The 21,913-nt window shown below is 37.9% G+C and carries 15 protein-coding genes and 1 CRISPR repeat array (1 of these 16 running past the window's edge); of the genes, 8 read left to right on the top strand and 7 right to left on the bottom strand.

Going from position 1 to position 21,913, the window contains the following annotated elements; genetic code table 11:
• Window positions 1-2: 2 nt before the first annotated feature.
• The 6 genes from cas3f (at window position 3) to ACPF7B_RS05055 (ending at window position 13,226) form a co-directional block, all read left to right on the top strand.
• Window positions 3-3,314, top strand: coding sequence for a type I-F CRISPR-associated helicase Cas3f (cas3f, locus tag ACPF7B_RS05080; protein ID WP_490504754.1), 3,312 nt, complete (start codon window positions 3-5; stop codon window positions 3,312-3,314).
• Window positions 3,315-3,319: 5 nt separating this feature from the next.
• Window positions 3,320-4,801, top strand: a complete 1,482-nt coding sequence (gene csy1, locus ACPF7B_RS05075; protein WP_490504753.1) for a type I-F CRISPR-associated protein Csy1 — start codon at window positions 3,320-3,322, stop codon at window positions 4,799-4,801.
• Window positions 4,802-4,803: 2 nt separating this feature from the next.
• Window positions 4,804-6,069 (top strand): type I-F CRISPR-associated protein Csy2, encoded by a 1,266-nt coding sequence (csy2, locus tag ACPF7B_RS05070; RefSeq protein WP_490504752.1) that lies wholly within the window; start codon window positions 4,804-4,806, stop codon window positions 6,067-6,069.
• A gap of 24 nt (window positions 6,070-6,093) precedes the next feature.
• Window positions 6,094-7,098 carry a type I-F CRISPR-associated protein Csy3 gene (gene csy3, locus ACPF7B_RS05065; protein ID WP_490504750.1) on the top strand — a complete coding sequence of 335 codons (1,005 nt, stop codon included), beginning with the start codon at window positions 6,094-6,096 and terminating at the stop codon, window positions 7,096-7,098.
• Between the two features lie 9 nt (window positions 7,099-7,107).
• A complete protein-coding gene (gene cas6f / locus ACPF7B_RS05060; RefSeq protein WP_490504749.1) occupies window positions 7,108-7,722 on the top strand; it encodes a type I-F CRISPR-associated endoribonuclease Cas6/Csy4 in 615 nt (204 codons plus the stop codon).
• Between the two features lie 131 nt (window positions 7,723-7,853).
• Window positions 7,854-12,081: a CRISPR direct-repeat array (repeat unit 28 nt; unit sequence GTTCACTGCCGTATAGGCAGCTTAGAAA).
• A gap of 242 nt (window positions 12,082-12,323) precedes the next feature.
• Window positions 12,324-13,226, top strand: a complete 903-nt coding sequence (locus ACPF7B_RS05055; RefSeq protein ID WP_490504748.1) for a MetQ/NlpA family ABC transporter substrate-binding protein — start codon at window positions 12,324-12,326, stop codon at window positions 13,224-13,226.
• Between the two features lie 139 nt (window positions 13,227-13,365).
• On the opposite strand, the gene ACPF7B_RS05050 is transcribed toward ACPF7B_RS05055, so the two are convergent.
• The 4 genes from ACPF7B_RS05050 to nfsB form a co-directional block, all read right to left on the bottom strand.
• The gene (locus ACPF7B_RS05050) at window positions 13,366-14,193 is read right to left on the bottom strand and encodes an ABC transporter permease (RefSeq protein ID WP_490504747.1); all 828 of its coding nucleotides are present in this window, start codon (window positions 14,191-14,193) and stop codon (window positions 13,366-13,368) included.
• A gap of 11 nt (window positions 14,194-14,204) precedes the next feature.
• Window positions 14,205-15,224: an ABC transporter permease subunit gene (locus ACPF7B_RS05045; protein WP_490504746.1), complete on the bottom strand. Its 1,020-nt coding sequence runs from the start codon at window positions 15,222-15,224 to the stop codon at window positions 14,205-14,207.
• 24 nt (window positions 15,225-15,248) lie between these two features.
• A complete protein-coding gene (locus tag ACPF7B_RS05040; RefSeq protein ID WP_490504745.1) occupies window positions 15,249-16,388 on the bottom strand; it encodes an ABC transporter ATP-binding protein in 1,140 nt (379 codons plus the stop codon).
• 254 nt (window positions 16,389-16,642) lie between these two features.
• On the bottom strand, window positions 16,643-17,290 hold the full coding sequence (gene nfsB / locus ACPF7B_RS05035; protein ID WP_490504743.1) for an oxygen-insensitive NAD(P)H nitroreductase: 648 nt from the start codon (window positions 17,288-17,290) through the stop codon (window positions 16,643-16,645).
• A 147-nt stretch (window positions 17,291-17,437) separates the two neighbouring features.
• On the opposite strand from nfsB, the gene ACPF7B_RS05030 reads away from it, so the two are divergent.
• Both ACPF7B_RS05030 and ACPF7B_RS05025 read left to right on the top strand, forming a co-directional pair.
• Window positions 17,438-18,031 carry a glutathione S-transferase C-terminal domain-containing protein gene (locus ACPF7B_RS05030; protein ID WP_490504741.1) on the top strand — a complete coding sequence of 198 codons (594 nt, stop codon included), beginning with the start codon at window positions 17,438-17,440 and terminating at the stop codon, window positions 18,029-18,031.
• Between the two features lie 197 nt (window positions 18,032-18,228).
• A complete protein-coding gene (locus ACPF7B_RS05025; RefSeq protein WP_490504739.1) occupies window positions 18,229-19,818 on the top strand; it encodes a phospholipase D family protein in 1,590 nt (529 codons plus the stop codon).
• A gap of 115 nt (window positions 19,819-19,933) precedes the next feature.
• Here ACPF7B_RS05025 and ACPF7B_RS05020 read toward each other — a convergent pair whose 3' ends face one another.
• The 3 genes from ACPF7B_RS05020 to ACPF7B_RS05010 form a co-directional block, all read right to left on the bottom strand.
• The gene (locus ACPF7B_RS05020; RefSeq protein WP_490504737.1) at window positions 19,934-20,965 is read right to left on the bottom strand and encodes a cation diffusion facilitator family transporter; all 1,032 of its coding nucleotides are present in this window, start codon (window positions 20,963-20,965) and stop codon (window positions 19,934-19,936) included.
• 27 nt (window positions 20,966-20,992) lie between these two features.
• The gene (locus ACPF7B_RS05015) at window positions 20,993-21,523 is read right to left on the bottom strand and encodes a GNAT family N-acetyltransferase (protein ID WP_490504736.1); all 531 of its coding nucleotides are present in this window, start codon (window positions 21,521-21,523) and stop codon (window positions 20,993-20,995) included.
• Between the two features lie 204 nt (window positions 21,524-21,727).
• On the bottom strand, window positions 21,728-21,913 hold the 3' end of the coding sequence (locus ACPF7B_RS05010; RefSeq protein ID WP_490504734.1) for a catalase. The gene runs 1,272 nt beyond the window's last position; only the last 186 of its 1,458 coding nucleotides appear in the window; its start codon lies off the right edge, out of view; its stop codon occupies window positions 21,728-21,730.

Genomic DNA, 21,913 nt, shown 5'->3' with positions numbered 1-21,913 from the left:
TTATGATGGTAACCTTTATTAGTCAATGTGAAAAGAAGGCATTAAATCGTACTCGACGTGTATTAGATGCCTACGCGAATCGCATTGGTGATAATGTTTGGCAAACGATTATTACAGAAGAAGGCTTATTAATGGTCAAGAAACTTCTGCGTCGCACCGCCTCTAAAAATACAGCTGTCAGTTGTCACTGGATACGCTCTCGTTCAAGAAGTGATCTCTTATGGGTTGTAGGAAATCGTAACCGCTTTAATGAGATGGGATATGTGCCGGTGAATTATACAGAAGCAAATATTGAGCAATTTATGGATCATGAACAGTGGCAAAGCTTGGAGGTCATGAAGAGCGCGGTTGCTATTGCCGGATTATTTCATGATATTGGTAAAGCGAATACGTTATTCCAAGCAAAGCTACGTGGTGAAAGTAAAAATCGTTATGAGCCTGTGAGGCATGAATGGGTCTCTCTCCGGATATTTCAAGCTTTTGTTGGGGATTGCACCGATGAAGAGTGGCTATTGAAGCTTGCAGAAATAGAGAAAAATCACCAAGATCAGTTTTTTAAAGATGGTATTAGTCAAGGTAGGCAACATCCATTGAAAGATCTGCCTCCTTTTGCACAATTAGTAGGATGGCTCATTGTAAGTCATCATAAATTGCCGGTTGTTCCAAGTTGGAAGAAGACGCTTGTGCAGGAAACTAGACCTAAAAAGCCAGATAAAAATAGCGAAGAGAAAAAGAGTCTATTAGAGACTTGGTTTGATATTGAGTTAAGTATCCATTGGAATTCTTACAATTTTAAGGATGAAGATTCTCCTGAATTATATGAGGATAACTGGAAAATTCATGCGAAAGGTTTACCTTATAAAAGTTATAAATGGCGATTAAAAGCAATAAAATTTGCAGATCAAGCGTTACAAGCCCTCAGAAAGGTAAGAGATAAGCAACAAAATCTATTACATGATGAGTTATTTACAACGCATATCAGTCGAATGGTATTAATGTTAGCGGATCATTTCTATTCGGCCACTCCTGAAGTTACAAACGAATGGAGAGCGAGTGATTACGAGGTTTATGCTAACACAGACCGAGATACGGGAGAGTTAAAGCAACAGTTAGATGAGCATCTCATTGGTGTTGCCCATAATGCCTTAGAAATAATGAAGGCTTTACCACGTTTAAAAAGAGAATTAAATACCATAGAGGATAATGATTTTTTAAAGAGTCACCGGACTGTTTCCCCTAAATATGCTTGGCAAATTAAAGCACAAAAAGTAGCTCAATCACTCAGTGAAAGCAGTGTAAAACAAGGTTTTTTCGGCATCAATATGGCTTCTACTGGAAAAGGGAAGACTTTGGCAAATGCCAAGATTATGTACGCTTTAGCGGATAAGGAGCAAGATTGCCGTTTCACCGTAGCTTTAGGTCTAAGGACATTAACGCTACAAACAGGTAAAGAGTATCGGAAATTATTAGGCTTAACGGATGCAGAGTTAGCAATTGCTGTGGGTGGTGTAGCTACAAAGGCATTATTTGAAAATAGTGAACGGAAGAAAAAGGCGGAAGAAGAATTTTCTAGTGGTAGTGAGTCAGCTGAAGACTTTCTAGATCCAAATCTCTTTTTAGATTATGAGGTGGCTGAAGTAGAACATTCCCTTCATTTGTGGACGAAGAATAATAAGCGTATTGAAAAGCTAATACAAGCACCCGCTTTAGTTTGTACCATTGATCATTTAATGCCTGCAACAGAAGGGACACAAGGCGGAAAACAGATAGGACCAATGCTCCGGCTTTTAACCTCTGATTTAGTGATTGATGAGCCAGATGATTTTGATTTAAAAGATCTACCCGCACTGTGTCGTTTAGTTTATTGGGCGGGGATGTTGGGCAGTCGAGTTTTACTTTCAACAGCCACTATTTCTCCAGATTTAGCATATGCCACATTTTTAGCTTATCAAAAGGGTTGGACGGAATATGCCAAAACCAATGTAGATAATTGGAATGAGATTGTTAATTGTGCATTTTTTGATGAACGTGATAATGGCGCTGTCTCTTGTGAAGTTAAAGATTTTAATACTTTTCGAACAAATTACGATAGCTATGTCAATAAACGGGTGCAATATCTTCTTGAAAACTTACTTGTTAAACATAAAGGAAAAATATTAGAGAATTTAACAGGAACAGGGGATATTTATCACGATTTTGCTCAAACAATTTTACAAGGGGTTTTACAGTTACATCAAGATAATCATACAGAGCTCAAAGGGAAAAAAATCTCTATTGGATTGGTTCGTATGGCCAATATTGATCCATTAGTTGCAGTAGCAAAACATCTAATACAAGAGCAATTGCCAGTAGATACCCATATTCATCTTGCTGTTTATCATAGTCGCTATCCGCTTGCGGTGCGATCTTATTTGGAAGAAAAGTTAGATGGTGCGTTGAATAGAAAAGATGATTGGCCGACCAAAGAGATGATGGAGCTTATTGAGCAGACAGATGCATCTCAGCAAATATTTCTTGTTCTAGCTTCACCAGTAGCAGAGGTAGGGCGCGACCATGATTATGATTGGGCTGTTGTTGAGCCCAGTTCTATGCGTTCTATTATCCAAATAGCAGGACGGATTCTTCGGCATCGAGATATTCTTCCTCAGCGAGAAAATATTCTTTTGATTAATCAAAATATCAAATCATTAAAAGGTAGTGTTCGTTGTTTTAATCGTCCAGGATTTGAGGTTGAGCACCTAGAGATAAAGTTAAATAGTCATCATCTTTTAGATATATTAGAAGAGAGTCAATATCAAAACATTAATGCGATAGAGCGGGTAGAGAAACAAACAAGATCGGATGACAATTTAGGAAGACTTGAACATAAGGCGCTTTTTATGCAGCTCTTTAGGTCTGATTTATCAGCGAGCCTGTGGTGGAAGGAGCAAGCGCATTGGTCAGCTGTTTTACAAAAAAGACAGCCCTTTAGGGAATCTGTAAAAGATGAAGCGCTTTATCTCTTAGCAGATGATCATAAGCTCTATTGGCAGTGGTTAGATGAATCAGTTTACCCTCCAAAAATGGGTGCTATTTCAGGTGCAGGCATTGAAATAGTCGAAGAGGAAGAACCACCGTTATCAATAGGATTTAGCTTTTGGTTTGACTTAAATCCGTTCAATATCTATCAGCAGTTAGCGCAGGATTTTAATGTAAGCCTTGAGGAGATATCTCGACGTTTTGGAGAGATCCGCTTAGTAAGTTACAAGAAGAATGATATCAATCAATATCGTTATATGAAGAATTTTGGCATTTATCGAGAGGTAATAGGATGAGTACAATGGATAGTGAAAATATGTGGCAAGGTCTGATCAAAGCTTTTTTGCTAGAGAAATTTGAAACTGATTTTGTGAAATATTTAAAGGAAGTATTTAAAAGTGTGGAGGTAGCTTATCAAAAAGAAGAATTGACCGCAGACGAGGAGATAGCTTTTATTTTTAATACAAGGAAAAACAAGCGAGAAGAAGGAGAATTAGAATCTCAGTTTATTTTGGCGCAACTAGATAAGTTAGCTGAAATGGACATTAAGCCTCAGACTTTAAATTTTGAATCTCAAAAAATGGAGATTAATGTTAAGAAACAGGAGCTTAAACAAAAATATCATCCAGAAATCTGGTTGACGTGGGTGGCGAAAAATGCTCAAAACGTTGTTTTTGCGACACATGTTCCGAAATTAACGCATTCAATTATTGATAGTAGTGCTTTTTTGGATAATACAACTGCGGATAAAGATAGCTACCTGACTACTGCTAAATTAAAATCAATCGCGATAGATGGTGCCGTAAGAGGAAATCAATATGCGCCAGTCTATCAATTTTTAGAACTTGAACGAAATGGAAAAAAATTAGCTAGTGTCTTTGAAGATTTAGAGACAAATATTTTAGAAGATTTCGCAAGAGATAAAATGCAGAGTTTAGAGTGGAATAAAGGATTTTCTGCGGCATTAAGCACTGGACGACCAACTGCTCATTCGCTCTTAAAGCAAGTTTACTTTCCTATTGCTAAGGATGGGTATCATCTACTTTGTAATGTTGTTTCTTCATCCCAAGCTCAGGCAATATTTGAGTTTATGCGTCGGAATACAAATATAGACTATAAATTAAAAAGCAATCGAAAATATTCACCTAATGAATTTTTCAACTTTTTAAATCGCGCAAATATTTCTATTACTGCCAGTAATCATGGCAATGCCTCTCAGCTTAATGGGAAAAGAGGGGGGCGTTTAAATTTAGTTTCAAGTCAGCCACCAATATGGCAAAGCCAATTAAAGCCACCCATTTATAAAAGTAGTTTTTTTTATGAATTATCTCGAAGCTTTGAAGTAAGAGAAATTATTCAATATTTAGCAGATTTTTTGAGTCGATTTGAAAATTTACAGTTAAGTATTAAAAATCCTAAACGAATGAAGTGGTTGGAACATTGGTTGGAAAACCTCAGTGATGAGGTGTTAGTTTATGTTAAAACTATTCAAACATTACCTGCAGGTTGGTCAAAAACAGCAAATATTAAACTTAAACTCGCCCATCAATTATTATTAGATTGTAATCGAGATGATGAATTTTTTATTCATGAGAGAAATAGTTTTGATTGGGAAGAGGTTATTATTCAAGATTTTGCTCATTGGCTTAATTATAGATTACGTAGAGCGAATGAGAAGTTTACGCCACAAGATGCGCATACAAAACTTTGGATGAAATTATTCAAAACCAATTTTAGAGATGTTTTAAATATTAAGTATCTTGCAAGCGAGGAGGGCCAATAAAGATGGGACAGTATCTACTGATTGAGAGAGTTAAAGTACAAAATGCGAATGCAGTATCAGGGTTTACTTGGGGTTTTCCTGCTGTAACTCATTTTTTAGGATTTACTCATAATCTTAATCGCAAATTATATAAAGAAACTAATTTTCAAGAAATCTCTCTTCAGGGGTGTGTAGTGATTGCTCATGAGCAACAAGTACACACATATCAAGAAGGGAGATCAATGGCGTTTACTCAGTATAAAACCGCTCAATATTTAGGCCTGAAATTTGAAAAGGGTATTTTAAAGGACCCTGCCATTGTCGAAGAAGCCAAAATGAATATGACGGTTTCCCTCCTTATTCCTCTATCAGGTTATATAGGTGGTGTTTATGAGCAAGAGGAATTCATTGGTTTCCTAAAGAGAATTTGTCTTATTCAACGACTAGCAGGCGGGACTATTTTAGAGATTAAAAATATCGAACTAGTAGAGTTATCAGAACCTGATAACTTGAAGACTATTAGAAATAGATTATTACCAGGTTTTGTATTACAGGACAGATCTACTTATTTAGAAGAGCATTACTTAAATCTTCAAAAAAATAATCCTAATAGCGACTTGTTAGATGCTTGGTTTGATTTTATTGCATTAAAACAGGTAGCAAGACCGGTTTGCGACTTAATAGATAGTCACTTTTTAGATGAAATAAGAGTATTAGAAAAGTTGCGTGAAAAAAGTCAAGAAGAGAGAGAGAAACTTAAAGTCCTTTTGGCACTCAATGATCTATGGTTGGCTCATAAAGAGAAACCTTACCGGAAGGGAGAGGTACCTCAAGAGTTGATTGAGTATTTCTCGACAGAGGAAAGCATTGCAATGACTGAAAAGGATATTCAAGACCAACTTTCCAAGCAATTTAATAAAAAACTATACGAGCAGTGGCAAAATTACTTAATGCCTACCGAGAAAACAGATGCTCAATGGGAATATGTTAGAAAACCTAATTCAGGATTTTTAGTTCCTATTATGGTGGGCTATAAGGCGATTACTGAGCTTTTCCCCGCAGGTGAAGTTGACGGAGCTAGAGATATAGAAACAGATTTATGTTTTGTTGAATCAGTTCACTCGATTGGAGAGTGGCAAAGTGTCCATCGTTTGAAAGAATTAGCAGATTGGCAGAGAAGTGTATGGACTTATTATCATGACCTAAAGTGGTATTTATGTAGACAATCATCGAGCATTGAGATGACAGCAGAAACAGAATATCTCTTAGATGATGATGCTTATTATTAATATTTAGATATAAAAGGATATAACATGGCTATTAAATTACCTAGCATGCTCTCTTTTGAGCGTAAACTTGAAACTTCAGATGCATTAATGTTTTCAGGCGATTGGAGTACTATTTCTAATCTTCAAGATGAAAAAGAGGCTGCAAGTATTAAAAACTGGCAAAAAATTCCAATCACTAAACGGCAAAATCGGTCTACACAAAGTGCTGAGGGGACTCCAGATGATAAGAAAAATCAGCCGAATCCAGTTTCATCTGATAGTGATGATGCTAATTTACCATTAGAACACGATACACTAAGGGTAAGTTTTAGCATGCGAATTATTGGTAATTTAGGTATCCCCTTTGGTTGTAATTCACCAGAATTTAGTGAGGCTATACAAGATAGAGTGACGGAATTTAAAGCCGGGGAAGGAATTGATATTCTTGGGTATCGTTATGCCTATAATATTGCAAATGGACGATTTCTATGGCGTAATCGCGTTGGGGCAGAAGAGATTCTTATTAAAGTAAAGGTTGGAGATGAGAAGTTTGAGTTCAAAGCTTATGATTTTTCATTAACTGATTTTGATAAAAATAAAGAAAATCAAGAACTACAAAAGTTGGGTGCTATTATCTCAGATGCGCTAAAGAGCGATCATCAAAATTTTGCACTGATAGAAGTCGAGGCATTTGTAAAATTAGGGAAATTACAGCACGTTTTCCCCTCTCAAGAGATGAATATGGGAGAAAAAGGGAAGACCCTGTTTCAATTAGGCGGCGGTGCAGCAATGCATAATGTTAAAATAGGAAATGCTATTCGTACAATAGATACTTGGTATACTCGTTATGACGATATGAAAACACCTATTGCTATCGAACCCTTTGGAGCTGTAACCCAAATTGGAGATGCTTTTCGTAAAAATAAAAAGGAAGGTGATCTATATTCCTTAATGGTAGATTGGATTAATGGTAAAGATCTAGCAATAGAAGAGCAATCTTATATTGTTGGTAATTTGATCCGTGGTGGGGTATTTAGTAGTTCAAAATAAGGGGAGTTTATGAAGTATTATCAAGAGATTACTTTAATTGATCATGTAGAGATATCTCCCTATTTCATTTTGTCTCGTGTTTTTGGACAACTGCATTTAGCATTTGTTGAACAAAAAGGAAAAGATAATAGAGTCCGTTATGGACTCTCTTTTCCGGAATATTATCATGAAGATAAAAAGTCTGGGTTAGGGAAAAAAATTCGCATTTTTGCAGAGACCAAAGAGGAACTGTTTCTTCTTATGCTTCCAAAGTGGTTAGAGCGATTGTCGGATTATGTTCATATTCAATCAATTAAGGAAGTACCTAATAAAATTGAGAGTTATGCGAAATATCAGCGCTATCAGTCTAAAGGGGATGCTCGGTTAGAGAAGGAAAGAAGAGGATATGCTGAACATTACGCTCAACAAAACTCTGTCTCTATCGAAGAAGCCTTAAACAGATATTCTCACTGGGAAAGAAGAGAAGTCAATTTTCCTTATATCCAAATAAAAAGTTTACAATCTGATCAAAACTTTAAACTTTTTATTAAAAAAGAAATTGTTAATGTGGATTCAGATAATAGTTTTAATCAACTCTTTACAACCTATGGTTTATCTGCTGGGGGAGTTGTTCCCGAGTTTTAACCATTATTTTTTGCTCTTTAAAAAATTAGTTATAATTCAATAGGTTATAAAAAAGGGGAAAATCATTGGTATTTTAAGGTAAAATAGCCCTTGAGCCAGATTTTTCCTTTCTTTTTGGATTTTAATCTATTGTTCACTGCCGTATAGGCAGCTTAGAAACAGTGGCACAGGCAGCCGCAACTAACGAACTTGTTCACTGCCGTATAGGCAGCTTAGAAAAACATACTTCCAAATCTTATGTGAAAAAAAGAGTTCACTGCCGTATAGGCAGCTTAGAAACGAAAGGCATCGTAGTTGTACCGATTTGGGTTGTTCACTGCCGTATAGGCAGCTTAGAAATTAATGATCTTCTCCAATCACAAATTGGACAAGTTCACTGCCGTATAGGCAGCTTAGAAAAACTGATTATAGAGACCAGTAGCTCTTAAAAAGTTCACTGCCGTATAGGCAGCTTAGAAAACTCATTGAGGGCAACGGCTTAGCGCATGGATGTTCACTGCCGTATAGGCAGCTTAGAAACCCTCGAATGGGCGGAAAAAACGTCTTATTAAGTTCACTGCCGTATAGGCAGCTTAGAAAGAACGGCGTAAGATTAAACCAGTCCTTTGTATGTTCACTGCCGTATAGGCAGCTTAGAAATACGCTTTTAAGTTGTGAAAATTGAATCTCTTGTTCACTGCCGTATAGGCAGCTTAGAAAAATACCGCCTGTCAGCACAGAGATATTTGTGCGTTCACTGCCGTATAGGCAGCTTAGAAATGTGCGTGGTTCTGATGGGAAGAATCGGAGTGGTTCACTGCCGTATAGGCAGCTTAGAAAATCTGCGGTAGCTTGATATGAGCCTATTAAGCGTTCACTGCCGTATAGGCAGCTTAGAAAACTCCCGACAAAAACGGCTATCTAAACACATCGTTCACTGCCGTATAGGCAGCTTAGAAAAAAGTGTCAACGCTCACATTTAAAAAGCCTGCGTTCACTGCCGTATAGGCAGCTTAGAAATTCATTTGTAAATCATTGCGTAAAACTTGTTCGTTCACTGCCGTATAGGCAGCTTAGAAATACAATGAACCCTGCAATGACTAAAAATAAAGGTTCACTGCCGTATAGGCAGCTTAGAAATAAACCAATAGATACAAAATCGAATCCTACATGTTCACTGCCGTATAGGCAGCTTAGAAATGTATAGCTGTGTTTAAAGTTTAGTTTCATTGGTTCACTGCCGTATAGGCAGCTTAGAAAAATATTCTGAACCATTACGTCTATAATCTTCTGTTCACTGCCGTATAGGCAGCTTAGAAATAAAGGGCTTGTAAAATTTTCAACGTCAAGGGGTTCACTGCCGTATAGGCAGCTTAGAAATTTTTGACAACATCACGGTAGCTATCAACAACGTTCACTGCCGTATAGGCAGCTTAGAAAATCTACTCGTTTATAGGTAGTTAAATGAGTACGTTCACTGCCGTATAGGCAGCTTAGAAAATTAATCAATTAATGAGTAATATTGAAAATGTGTTCACTGCCGTATAGGCAGCTTAGAAATATTCACAGAGTTCATAAACGTAGGACTTCGCGTTCACTGCCGTATAGGCAGCTTAGAAATAACATCTCTTTTTCTAGTCTTTTGGTAACTTGTTCACTGCCGTATAGGCAGCTTAGAAAAGCAAAATGACCTGATTCAACTCTGCCGCCTTGTTCACTGCCGTATAGGCAGCTTAGAAACTTAATGTCTGGAGAAAGTTTAATAGCTACTTGTTCACTGCCGTATAGGCAGCTTAGAAATAAAATGCAAACAGGTTGGATTAAGTTATATGGTTCACTGCCGTATAGGCAGCTTAGAAAAGCTTATGATGCCTCTCTATCAACATCTATAAGTTCACTGCCGTATAGGCAGCTTAGAAAAAGAAGCACTTGCGCGTTTAGAAAAGCTTAAAGTTCACTGCCGTATAGGCAGCTTAGAAAATGTTTTTGGGAACTTCTCAGTCAACGCTCCAGTTCACTGCCGTATAGGCAGCTTAGAAAATCTGCGGTAGCTTGATATGAGCCTATTAAGCGTTCACTGCCGTATAGGCAGCTTAGAAAGCCATCTTGGTGGACTTTCGCGATGCTGATGTGTTCACTGCCGTATAGGCAGCTTAGAAAGGCAACTAAACAAAGAGCTTCATCTTTATTGAGTTCACTGCCGTATAGGCAGCTTAGAAAATCACAAGAGCTTATTGAGTTATTGCGAGGTGGTTCACTGCCGTATAGGCAGCTTAGAAACATTCCAAGAGCCTTTATTCTCCTCTTTTAACGTTCACTGCCGTATAGGCAGCTTAGAAAATACGCTTGTAAGTCTTGTGCTGTGTAATTTGGTTCACTGCCGTATAGGCAGCTTAGAAAATTCCGGGCTACATAAACTAATTACAGGTATTGTTCACTGCCGTATAGGCAGCTTAGAAAATTCTTTGTAGATTTAGCGATATCTCTGAACCGTTCACTGCCGTATAGGCAGCTTAGAAAAAGACTTGCGGCGTTTATCGGCATTGACGAGCGTTCACTGCCGTATAGGCAGCTTAGAAAATCTACTCTTGATCTTGCAAAAGCATCTAAAAGTTCACTGCCGTATAGGCAGCTTAGAAAGCACAAGTGTACGGCAATGGCTCGGCTTCATCGTTCACTGCCGTATAGGCAGCTTAGAAACGAACTTCTTTCTGAAATCATATTTTTAACACGTTCACTGCCGTATAGGCAGCTTAGAAATGCTACGGCGAAAGACGATCTAGCCTTCCAAGGTTCACTGCCGTATAGGCAGCTTAGAAACCAAAAATCCTAAAGAACTTTGATCTTTATATGTTCACTGCCGTATAGGCAGCTTAGAAAAAAAATCGTTAAAAAACTCAAGAAAATCGAACGTTCACTGCCGTATAGGCAGCTTAGAAATTTATCAACTTCAAATACTAGTACGCCCTCTCGTTCACTGCCGTATAGGCAGCTTAGAAAATAAGTGCATTAAGTTGTTTTGCGCTGTTGATGTTCACTGCCGTATAGGCAGCTTAGAAACTAGCCTATCCAGCAGCAACAATTTTATAGGGGTTCACTGCCGTATAGGCAGCTTAGAAAAGTACTTTAATAAAATCGAGTTGTTAACATTGGTTCACTGCCGTATAGGCAGCTTAGAAACTAGCCTATCCAGCAGCAACAATTTTATAGGGGTTCACTGCCGTATAGGCAGCTTAGAAAAGTACTTTAATAAAATCGAGTTGTTAACATTGGTTCACTGCCGTATAGGCAGCTTAGAAATTTTTGTGCCAGCAACTTCTAAGTACTATTAAGTTCACTGCCGTATAGGCAGCTTAGAAATACAAAAATTTTGTAGGCTTTTTTGTTGTCTTGTTCACTGCCGTATAGGCAGCTTAGAAATCACACAAAATTCACCGCAGTTCAGATGAGGTGTTCACTGCCGTATAGGCAGCTTAGAAATTTCAGCTACGGCTATGGCGATGCTTTAAACGGTTCACTGCCGTATAGGCAGCTTAGAAACATAACGATAATCGCCGAAGTTTCTAGTTCGAGTTCACTGCCGTATAGGCAGCTTAGAAAATGCTGAACTAATCAGAGTTTTATTTTTAATTGTTCACTGCCGTATAGGCAGCTTAGAAAATTTTATTAATAATGTCTTTTAAGTCTATCAAGTTCACTGCCGTATAGGCAGCTTAGAAATTTAACAACAAAATCAGGAAACCTACCATCATGTTCACTGCCGTATAGGCAGCTTAGAAAAATGTGTTTGGAAAAACCCAAGGCGTTCTCGCGTTCACTGCCGTATAGGCAGCTTAGAAAATTTTCTTACGTTCATATTCATCTCTGTACTCGTTCACTGCCGTATAGGCAGCTTAGAAAAAAAGAATTCAGAGGAATTAGAGCGATTACGCGTTCACTGCCGTATAGGCAGCTTAGAAATTTGATTGTTCGATAACAACGGTCATTGTAGAGTTCACTGCCGTATAGGCAGCTTAGAAAAACACGGGAACGAATTAATTTCATATGAAAAAGTTCACTGCCGTATAGGCAGCTTAGAAAATATAGGGCAAGGTCTATTATACTGCAAAGAAGTTCACTGCCGTATAGGCAGCTTAGAAAATCGGCAGTTTTTCGTACTTCTTCTGCACGGTGTTCACTGCCGCACAGGCGGCTTAGAAAGACAGCCATCACAAAGATTGCCAATGGCGAGAGTTAACCGCCGCACAGGCGGCTTAGAAAAGATTCTTTTAACTCATTTTTCTGATGAGTACGTTAACCGCCGCACAGGCGGCTTAGAAAATCAACGGCATGCCCTCAATTTTGCTTAATCAGTTAACCGCCGCACAGGCGGCTTAGAAATCATTCAATAAGGAAAGCACTGATCTCGAGGTTTTATCTACTTGATCGTCTTGTGAATTAACTTCTTTTTTTATAGAAACCATGCTAATTTAATTTAACATACAAAAAATACATGTTTAGTTTAATTTCTACTCTATTTAATCTCTTTTTTAAGAACTTAGTGAGCATGATAAGTCGTAATATCAATATATTCAGAGTAAATAGAACAGGGTAATAATCTCTAAAATGACAAGGCGGATACAATGAATAAAGAGAAAAATATGGATAATAACCATATAAAGCGATATACATTATTTGTGAAAAATACGCGACACGTATCTATTTGGCAGAAAATACAGCAGGTAATGAAAATCATTGCGCTATTTTTCTTAGGTAGTTTATTAGTGGCTTGCGGCGACTCATCCGATACAGATCACACAGTTTTACGTGTGGGAATGCCACCGAGTGCGCATAATATTTTAGTGGAAAAGATTGTAAAGCCTGAGTTAGAGGCGAAAGGGTATGAGGTTATTTTTCGTAATTTCAGTACATTACGAGACGCTAATAGCGCTTTAGTTGAAGGTGGGATTGATTTTCATACCGCCCAACATCAAGCGTATCTTGATGTTTATAATCGCGAGACTGGGGCGGGGTTAGTATCTGTTGTTCACACTCCATCAATCCCTGCATTTATCTATTCGACTCAGCATCAATCACTCGAAGAGGTAAAGGAGGGAGATTCTGTATTGGTTCCTAATGATCCTTCAAATGCGGCACGCTCTTATGCATTGTTACAAAAAATTGGTTGGATAGAGCTTGATCCTCAAGTCGATTTAGCAGTGGTGACGGCAAGAGATATCACTAAAAATAATAAAAACCTTCACTTGACTGAAGTAGATTCAGCCCTAATTCCTAGATTGCTTGAGGAGCAGGATTATGGTGTTATGCCAGGCGGTGTTGCACTTTTAAGCGGCATTGGACCGGAATATGCCTTAGAGCATGAGACATTTCTGCCGGATCTTGAGCTTTTAGTCACTGTTAGAAAAGAAGATCAAAATGCATCATGGATTGAGGATCTAAAAGCGGCCTTTAAATCTGACAAAATGCGAACTTTTATTGAGACAGATCCTGAAATTGCCGGTTGGTTTATTTGGCCTGAAGGTTAGAGTAAACTTGTGTTTGAATTTTTTGAATGACAAATACTATTGAAGTAATTTAAGAAAAAAATTCAGTAAATTTACCGTGATTATTAAAATTTTCCGTAAAAATGCCGTTATTAGTCAATTTAATAATGGCATTTTCATTTTAAAGCGTAGCTTCTTTAGCCGCATTTTTTTCATCTTCTTCTCGTCGTTTTGCAAGGTAGAGATTCAGTAGTGTGACTAAAAATACCACAGTTGCAACAATACCGATCATAATAGTCGAGAGCGCGTTAATGTTAGGGCTAACGCCGAGACGTGCTTTGGAGTAAATCCAAATCGGAAGTGTTGTGCCGCCGGGGCCAGTGGTGAATGTTGCAATCACTAAGTCATCTAATGAAAGCGTGAATGAAAGTAACCAGCCAGAGATAATCGCCGGTAGAATCATTGGTAGTGTGATATAGAAAAAGGTACGAATTCCATCAGCACCCAAATCCATGGCAGCCTCTTCAATATGGCGATCAAATCCTGTAAGACGTGATTGCACAACGACGACGACATAGCACATGGTAAAGGTGATATGTGCAATCATCATTGTGAAAAATCCGGTACTAAATTTGAGTGCAACAAATGTTAAACCTAAGGCACTACCCATAATAATTTCTGGCATTACCATCGGAGCATAGGTGATTCCCGAAAAAAGTGCTTTTCCTTTGAATCGGCGAAATTTGACTAAAGAAAATGCTGCCATTGTGCCAAGGATAACTGCAAATGTTGAAGTGCCGACTGCTAAAAGTAGACTTGTTTTAGTCGCTGACCAAATGCCTTCTTGTTCAAAGAGATCGCTATACCATTTTGTCGAAAATCCGCTCCACACGGTCACAAGCTTCGATTCATTAAAACTGTATATAATTACTAAAATAATCGGGATATAGAGAAACAATAGACCGAGAATTAAGGCTGCCCAATTGAGCGTTGTCATTTTTTTACGCATGATTCGCTCCTTTAGTTAAATTGTTTCGCTTGAATGCGGTTGAAAATATAGATCGGGATAATCACAATAATCAGTAATATCACTGAAATTGCCGAAACCAATGGGAGATTCATGCCTTGGAGATAGGTATCATAGAGCACTTTTCCAATCATTGTGACATTCGAGCCGCCCAAAAGATCGGGGATGACAAACTCACCAATCGCCGGAATAAAGACTAAGAAGCAGCCCGCAAGGACACCGGGGAGTGAAAGTCGAAATGTGATGGTCCAGAAGGTTTTGATTGGACGGCATCCAAGATCAAGCGCTGCTTCAATTAACGTCTCATCAATTTTAATAAGTGTTGCAAAGAGTGGCAGAATCATAAAGGGAAGGTAACCGTAGATAATGCCAATATAGACTGCTAAATCCGTATGAAGAATTTGCAGTGTGACAGGATTATTGGGATCGATCAATCCAATGCCCATTCCAACCCAATTAATAAAATTATTTAAAACACCTGTTGGCGAAAGAATGGTAATCCAAGCATAGATGCGAATTAAAAAGGAAGTCCAAAAGGGTAAAATAACCAGCATCACTAAGAAGAGTTGCCACTTTTTTGAAGCTCTTGACATCGCAAGTGCTATTGGATAACCAACTAAAAGTGTAAAAATAGTAGAGATAAATGCAATTTTGACACTATTAAGATAGGCATGTATGTAGATTCCATCACTCCAAATCTCTATATAGTTTTGAAAATTAACGGTGATTTGTAACAACCCATCATCTACCCACGCAAGAAGATTTGAAAAAGGGGGAGATGCGATTTCAGCTTCGGTGAAACTAATCCGAAGGATAATTAAAAAGGGAATTAAGAAAAAGAGCGTTAACCATAAAAAAGGAACGCCAATAATAAAGCGATGACTGTGGCCAAGGCTTACAATAAAACGGTATGGGGCGAAACGGAGCAATTTACGATGAGCAAAACTAATCCGAGAGACAATCTCAGCCATTTTGCCGGTAAATGTTCCGATCTCTTGTTGACGATGGGGCATTGTCAAACCTCCATTAAAAAGCAATTAAGAGATGAGTACAATTCCTGAATCTTCAGTAAAACTCACATAAACACGATCTTCGTGGGTAATTCGTTGTTCAATAATTCGGGTATCATTCATTTGTGAAACGGTAATCATCTTCTCATTATCGAGTTTCACGTGATAGATCGAGACATTTCCCATATACCCAATATCCCAAACTTCACCTTGTACGCAGTTAATTGAGCTATCTTCCGGTGGTGTAAGAGAAATATCAAGTTTTTCTGGGCGAACCGCAACCCAAGCTTGAGAACCTACGATCGCACCCACACCCTGTGCGCAGACGAGCGGCGTTAAGGATTCATAGCTCTCAACAGTGGTACGATTCGAAGAGATTTCCGAAATAACCCCTTCGAAAATATTTACATCGCCGACAAATTCCGCAACATACCGTGAATTTGGGAACTCATAGATTTCTGCAGGTGTTGCAACTTGTGCAAGGCTTCCGGCATCCATCACGGCAATGCGGCTTGATACCGTCATCGCTTCTTCCTGATCGTGCGTTACAATAATAAAGGTCATTCCTAATTCTTCCTGAATGGTCATCAGTTCAAATTGTGTCTGTTCACGGAGACGTTTATCAAGAGCACCCAAGGGTTCATCCAAAAGGAGAAGTTTAGGTTTTTTCGCAATACTGCGAGCAAGTGCAACGCGTTGGCGTTGTCCTCCAGAGAGTTGATGTGGTTTACGTTTAGCAAAACGTTCCATTTGTACTAGCTCAAGCATCTGCTGAACACGTTTACGAATTTCGGGTTTTTTAACCTTATCTTGCTTCAATCCAAAAGCAATATTATCTTCAACCGTCATATGGGGAAAAAGCGCATAGCTTTGGAACATCATATTGACCGGACGTTCATAAGGTGGGATTTTTGACATATCTTCCCCTTCAAGCAAAATTTTACCAGAAGTTGGGGTTTCAAAGCCGGCAAGCATCCTCAGTAATGTTGTTTTTCCACACCCAGAAGGTCCTAAAAGCGAGAAAAATTCTCCTTTATAGATATCAAGCGAAATATTGTCTACCGCTAGATGATCATCATAACGTTTAACAACATCAATAATTTCAACGTGGGGGACGGAATTAGGATCGCGCCAAGGTTCATTTTTATGTAAACGGCTTTGTTGCATAAGTGCCTCCGCATTTGAGTAAAGAGCGAAACTCTTTATAAATGGTAAAAAGGAAGGGTCTAAAAGGCCTCTTATTCTTGATCGACAGCAAGGGCTGAATTTTAGTGTGTTTTCTAAAATGTAGCAAGCTATTTAGCAAATATTACTGTGTTGCACTTTTTAAAAATAAGCCCAAGTTGATCAATCAAGACCAACTTGGGCATTTTGCGTTTCCAATTGTTATTTTGTAAATATTTTAAAGCTGTTTAAAAATATTAAAGAACCGTAAAAAGATCCTCAAATGGAAGGCGGGATTTGGGTAATGATGCATTAAAATCTTTCTCACTACGGTATCCAAGTGATGCGACTACAAGACTTCTAAAACCTTTCTCTTTGAGTGAGAGAATTTCATCGAGCTGTTTACCATCAAAACCTTCAATCGGTGTTGAATCGACTCCTAAACCCGCTGCCGCAAAGAGTAAATTACCAAGCGCAATATAGACTTGGCGATTTTGCCAATCAGCAAGTTGCTCTGGTGATTTACTGTTGAGATCCACGAAATAGCGGCGACCTTGATCATTTGCCTCTTTCATTGACGCTTCCGGAAAACGTTTATCTTGATCTTCTTGGTCAATCAATGTTTTTAAATAATCATTTGAAAAATCATTACGAGCTAAGAAGAGCACAACATGTGACGCATTTTGCACACGTGGACGGTTAAACTCAAAAATTGCTGGCATTATTTTTTCTTTTGCTTCATCAGATTCAATAATTATGAAATGCCAAGGCTGTGAGTTTACAGAAGAGGGACTATTTTGGAGAACCGCATAGAGCTGTTCGAGAATATCTTGTGGAATCTTTTTAGTAGAATCATACTCTTTGCAGGTATAACGTTGTTCAGAAATTTCTTTCATAGATTTCATTTATTGACTCCTTTTTATAGAAAACATCAAATGCAATATTGCGTGCATCGATTGATTGAGTTACCTTTATTTTATCGTTAACCTCTTATTTTTGTATAAGATTTTTCTTATGCTGTGGATAAGCAATATCAATAAAGGAAGATAATTATGAAGTTATATTATTCCGCAGGCTCATGTTCGGATGTGATAGAGAGCCTTGCTGACTATTTAGATATTACCATTGAAAAAGTTGCTGTCGATCTTAAAACCGGTAAAACAGCAGAAGGTAATGCGATTTCAGAAATTGCAGGAAAAAGTTATGTCCCCGTATTAGTGACCAGTGATGGTGAGGTTATTACGGAAGTTGTTGCCATCTCTGCTTATCTTTGTGCTTTGGTATCTAGTCAGACGCTGTTTCCTTTATCAGGGACATCGCTGGTCATCCAGCTCGAATGGTTCAACTTTATTGCGACAGAGATCCATAAGCTTTATCAACCCAAGTTTAGGGCGCTGTTTGGTACTGAGGTAGGACAAGATTGGATGGCGGTTGCGGATAAAAATATCGATCAGAGTTACCGATATATCGATCAATATCTCACGAAAACAGGGAATTTATTCTTAACAGGAGACAAGGTTACAGCAGCTGATTTCTATCTCTATGTTACGTTGCGTTGGGCGATGGGTGTAAAAATCGATTTAACTCAATATCCTGTAATTCGTGAATACCAAAAACGAATGAAGTTGATTATGAAAGATATTTAAGTTGATGAGAAGAGAATTTCTGCAACGAATTGATATTGTTTAATAAATCTGTTTGTAAAAAGCGTAAGTTTCCTTTTTTTGTGACGTAATAATCGATATCATTATTCTTTAAAATCAGTTCTAGAGTTGTACTCTAGATTATTCTACTTCACTCATAGCCTTGTGATATTGATCACTACGGATTAATTCAATTATTTATGGATAAAGAGACAAGAAAAGTGACCGTATTTTACGTGATTAAACTCATTTTTATTGGCTTGGTCATTATCGCCGTGGCATTAGGGGTATTGGCGGCCTGTGCTGTAAAACCTTTACCAAAATTAGAGCAGGTGGAGAGTTATGCGCTGCCGGTTAATGAAGATGTAAAGCTCGCACAGATGCTTAAAAAAGAGTATCCCCAAGATCGAACATTAACAGGGGTTTTGGAATTATCTGATCCGCTCGATGCATTTGTAGCGCGTTCAGCATTACTCAATTTGGCACAAGAGTCGATCGATATTCAATATTATATTTGGCGGCCTGATACATCGGGAACTATGCTCTTGTATGATATCTATAATGCGGCTGAACGTGGTGTACGAGTCCGCCTGTTATTAGATGATAATAATACACGTGGGTTAGATGATTTGATTTCAGTCTTAGATAATCATCCCAATATTGAAGTACGCCTTTTCAATCCTTTTACCAATCGTAAATTACGGTTTTTAGGGTATTTAATCGATCTCAAGCGCCTTAATCATCGTATGCATAATAAATCGCTTATTGTAGATGGAATCGCAGGAATTACAGGTGGACGCAATATTGGTGATGAATATTTTGCTGCTGGTGATGGTATGGTTTTTGCTGATCTTGATGTGATCGCTATCGGCGATATTGTTTCGGAGATGTCGCGTGATTTTGATAATTATTGGAATAGCGTTTTATCGTATCCTGCAAGTCAAATTATCACCAAAAAATATGGGGATGATCATGTCTCTGCATTTGAAAAATTACGCCGCGTAAAATATCGTGCTGATGTTGAACTTTATCAGACAGCACTAGAGCAATCAAAATTACTAGAAAAACTTCGGGATCATAAGATTGATTGGAAGTGGTCTGAAGCATTTTTGATTTCTGATCCTCCGAGTAAAGCGCTTGGTGTTTGGAGTGAAAAAGATTTTTATAAACCATTACAAGATGCACTTGGAAAGGCAAAGGAAGAGCTTTTCTTAGTCTCTCCTTATTTCGTTCCAACTAAAGCTGGTAGTGCATTTTTAAAAGATGTGGTTGCAGATGGTATTGAAGTATCTGTCTTAACAAACTCCTATGAAGCGACCGATGTCGCCTTTGTGCATGCGGGATATGTTAATTATCGTAAGGAGCTAGTGGAAGCGGGGATCGATATCTATGAGCTTAAAAAGAGCTATGATGGTGAAGTTCCTGATATCCGTGATAAAGGATTAGTGGGGAGTTCGGGTTCGAGTCTGCACGCTAAAACATTCGTCGTGGATAATGATCGAATATTTGTAGGATCACTTAATCTCGATCCACGTTCGGCAAAAATTAATACAGAGATGGGGATGGTAATTCTTAATTCTGAGCTTGCGGCAGATGTTGCTGATCGTATTAAAAAGCATCTACTAGATCGATCTTATAAAGTCGTATTAGAAGATGGAAAGTTAAAGTGGCAAGTATTTGACAGTAACCATACATTAATCAAAACATTTGATACCGAACCTAACACAACTGTTTTAGAGCGTGGTTTTGTGAAGTTTTTAACATGGTTGCCTATTGAATGGTTGCTCTAATATCAAGTATATCTTCAAATCTGAAACTTTGAATATAAAATCCCTGTACTCACTGTACAGGGATTTTATATTGATTATGTTTTAGAGCTTGAGTCTTTGTGATGAAGGTTAAGTACTATAAATCTAATGCCTGAATGCGCTGCTGAGCAATATCTTTAATGCTATGACGATGATCTTCTGCAATGAGCTTAGCAGTCCAATCGATGCGTTCAATAAATCGTTTTTGACGATGTGCGCATTCTTGTAGTGGGCATATTTCACAAGAGAAGTCCTTACAATCATCGGTGTGAATATACATTTCATGTTTATCCCCAAATTTATGGATAAGAATCGCCTTCATTTTATCTAGTTCAAGATGTGCTTCGCGTAAATTAAGATACCAAGGTAAAGTTAAATGCGCATCTAAGTGAACATGGTTTCCATATTTAATAAAACGGACTTTGTGTAAGTCTACCCAATTTGGAGAACGATTTTCATTTATAACTTCTACAAACTCTTCAATGAGGTTCTCATCCACTTCATCCATAATGCCAGCAATCGATTCTCGGATAATTTTTATGCCTGAATGCATAATAATAGCGCCAAATAGGAGCGCAATCACAGCATCCAACCATTTCCAACCGGTAATCCATACAAGTACTAAACCAACAATAATCCCTACTGTTGAGTAAGTATCAGAATGGAGATGTTTGCCGCCGGCGATGAGTGGAAGTACATTATATTTTTTACCACGTTGTATTGCATAAAAACCGACGACATAATTAATCACTGCAGTAATAGTAATTAATATTAGCCCTGATCCAAGGCTATTTAAACCACTATCTTGCTCTATTAAACGCTTAATTCCTTCATAGATAATAATGATTCCGGCAAAAAGAATTAACATTCCCTCAACACTTGCTGAGACAAATTCAATTTTCCCATGACCATGGGGATGATTTTCATCTTTAGGTTTAGCAGAAAGGTAGAGGCTAAATAGCGTGAATGCGCCGGCAAGCATATTCGTGATGCTTTCAAGCGCATCAGTCAATATTGCAACAGAGGATGTGATATACCAAGCAATAAACTTGATAATGAATAGAAAAATCGCGACAAATAGAATAATTTTTTGAAAATTATAATTTGCTCGGTCCTCATGATTCATCATGACCAATTCCTTTTATTGATTCACTAACTATTTTGAAATACGGCTATAAACAACTTGATCGACATAATCACCGCATAAGTTTTTTGTATGGCGTAAAACACCTTCTTTTTGCATACCAATTTTTTCCATGACTCGTCCAGAAGCTACATTTTCTGATGCATATTTAGCCCATACACGCTCTGCTTTTAGCGTATTGAATGCAAAATTAACTAGATGTTGAGCTGCTTCGGGAGCAAAACCTTTTCCCCAATATTTTTTATTAATCGCGTAGGCAAGCTCAGCAGATTTTTCATTTTCGTTGACGCGTAGATCACAAGTACCAATCATTTTTCCATTTTCTTTGAGTTCTATTGCGAAATTTCCAAGCGGCGATTTCATAAAAAGATTAGCGATGAGCCACTGGGTTTCATCAATTGACTGGTGTGGAGGAAATGTATTTTTAGTATTTTCAGGATCGCTTGCGTATTCAAACATATCTTGCGCATCTTCAAGTGTAATAGGGCGAAGAATAAGTCTTTCAGTTTCTAAAATACGATGTTTGGCTAATTGATAGTACATATCGATTTCTCTTTTATTAAACGAATGATATTACGGCTACTAAATTTAGTCGTAATAAAAAATTAAATGTGAAATGTATCTCTGCTTTAAAAAGCATATTCTATCATTGCTGAGCGTAAAAGTGTTTCAAGTGAATTAGTCGCAAAAAGAAGCCCTTCTCAGATGAGAAGGGCTTTAAGTGTGATTTTGATAAGCGTGCTACTTTTAGATCACTGTATGAATGTCAATCCCGAGTGCTTTTGCAACGCCTTTTCCGTAATCTGGATGAGCTTGATAACAATGATTGATATGGCGTTTTTTAATGTGCTCATCACTATCACCCATATTACGAGCTGTATTTTCAAAAAGACGGCTCTTTTCTTCATCACTCATGAGCATAAAAAGTTTACC

This window comes from Ignatzschineria sp. 22MB058224, assembly GCF_058188435.1.
Note: the sequence above shows the minus strand (reverse complement) of the source record. Positions and strands in the feature narration are given on the sequence as shown.